Below are 1,944 nucleotides of genomic sequence, written 5' to 3' on the forward strand. Positions count from 1 at the left end.
CGCTCCGGGCGTTGGCGGGCTCGGCGGCCGCGCTGGCCGCGCTGGGCGTGGCGGTCGCCCTGTACGCCGGGCCGGAGCTGGACCGGGCGCTGCGGGAGAAGACCCACGTCGCCGGGACCAACGTGGACACCCGCGAGCTGCGCTGGCAGGCCGCCGCGCGGATGGTCGCCGACCACCCCGCCCTCGGCGTCGGGCCCGGCGGGTTCCGCGCCGGCTACCCGGCGGCGTCGCACAACGCCGAGATCGACGAGCAGAGCCCCGTGGCGCACAACATGTACCTCGAAGTGGCCGCCGAACTCGGCCTGCCGGGGTTCGCGCTGTTCGCGGGCCTCCTCGTCGTCACCGCCGTCACCAGCGAACGCGTGCTGCGCGCCACCACCGACCCGCGGCCGGTCCTCGCCGCGCAGTCGGCCCTGGTCGCGGTCGTGGTCGCCTCCACCTTCCTGTCCCAGCAGTACTACCTGCCGTTGTGGTCGCTGGTCGCGGTCGTGGCCGCGGCCGACCTGCGCCTGAGGAGGACGAGCGACGTTGCGTGTGCTCCACGTGATCAGTGAGATGGGGACCGGTGGCGCGGAAGCCCTGGTCGCCGGGATGGCCCGGTCGGGCGGGCAGTTCGGCTGGGAGTCCGCCGTCGCCAGCGGCGGCGGGCACCGGGCCGAGGCGTTGCGCGCGCTCGGCGTGCCGACGTTCACCGTGCCCGTGGCGCGGCGGCGCGCGACGGGCGTGCTGCGCGCGACCACGGCCACCAAGGCCGCGATCCGCAGCTTCCGGCCGGAGGTGGTGCTCGCGCACAACGTCTCGGCCAGCCTGGTCGCCCGGCTCGCGGTGCTACCACGCCGGCTGCCGCTGCTGACGGTGTTCCACGGCGTGGCCGACGCGGACTACACCGGCGCGGCCCGCATCCTCAAACGCACCTCGCGGACCGTCGTCGCGGTCGCCGACGTGACGGCCGACCGGCTGCGCGAGGCGGGCGTGCCCGACCCGGTGGTGATCCCGAACGCGGTGTTCCCGCAACCCGAACGGGTGGACCGCGACGCGGTCCGCGCGGTGCACGGCGTCGACCCGCGCGTGCCGGTCGCGCTGTGCCCGGCGCGGCTGGAACCGCAGAAGCGGCACGACGTGCTGCTGGAGGCGTGGGCGAAGCTGGACGGCTACGCGGTGCTGTGGCTCGCGGGCGACGGCAGCCTGCGGGACGCGCTGGAGCGGCGCGCGGCGGAGCTGGGCGTCGACGACCGGATCCGGTTCCTGGGCAACCGCTGCGACGTGCCGGACCTGCTGGCCGCCGCCGACGTCACCGTGCTCACGAGCGACTGGGAGGGCATGCCGATCGCGGTGCTGGAGTCCCTGGCCGCCGGACGGCCCGTCGTCGCGTCCGATGTGGACGGTGTGCGGCAGGTGCTGGCCTCCGGCGGCGGTGTCGTCGTGCCGCGCCGCGACCCGGCGGCGACGGCGGACGCGTTGCGGTCCCTGCTGTTCGACACCGAGGCGCGGGACCGGTTGGGCGAGGCCGGCCGGGCGACAGTCGAACGGCGGCACGACCCGCGCTCGCTGATGCGGTCCTACGACGCGCTGCTGCGCGAGGCGGTCGACGCGTCATGAGGCGATCCCTGCTGATCAGCGTCGGTGTCGCGGTGCTCGTCGCCGTGGCGGTGCTGGTCGCCGTCGAGGTGGGCGGCGAGGAGCACGAGAGCCGGGTCGGCCTGCTGGCCGTCGCCACCGGCCCGGACCAGTACGGCGAGGTCGTCGCCCTGTCGCTGCCCGCGCTGGTCGAGGTGTCGCGGAGCCCGTCCGTGCTGCGCGGGCCGGCCGGTGAGATCGGCGTCCCGATCGACGAGCTGGCCCGGCGCGTGTCGGTGGAGCTGGTGCCCGCGTCCGGCCTGGCGAGGCTGTCGGTGCGCGCGCCGACCGCCGACGAGGCCGCCCAGGCCGCAACGGGCATCGCGC

The 1,944-nt window shown here is 76.2% G+C and carries 2 protein-coding genes and 1 pseudogene; all 3 read left to right on the plus strand.

Annotated features, from left to right (window positions below; translation table 11 throughout):
- Window positions 1-554: O-antigen ligase family protein (locus ACFQ3T_RS36330; RefSeq protein WP_380730661.1), on the plus strand; the 554-nt coding region annotated here is incomplete at its 5' end.
- Window positions 544-1,599: a glycosyltransferase gene (locus ACFQ3T_RS36335; RefSeq protein WP_380730663.1), complete on the plus strand. Its 1,056-nt coding sequence runs from the start codon at window positions 544-546 to the stop codon at window positions 1,597-1,599. The genes ACFQ3T_RS36330 and ACFQ3T_RS36335, both read left to right, overlap by 11 nt.
- Window positions 1,596-1,944 (plus strand): annotated as a pseudogene (locus ACFQ3T_RS36340) (hypothetical protein); the annotation flags it as partial. The gene ACFQ3T_RS36335 and the pseudogene ACFQ3T_RS36340, both read left to right, overlap by 4 nt.

The sequence above is a fragment of the Saccharothrix hoggarensis genome (assembly GCF_042678885.1).
GTDB classification, from domain to species: domain Bacteria; phylum Actinomycetota; class Actinomycetes; order Mycobacteriales; family Pseudonocardiaceae; genus Actinosynnema; species Actinosynnema hoggarensis.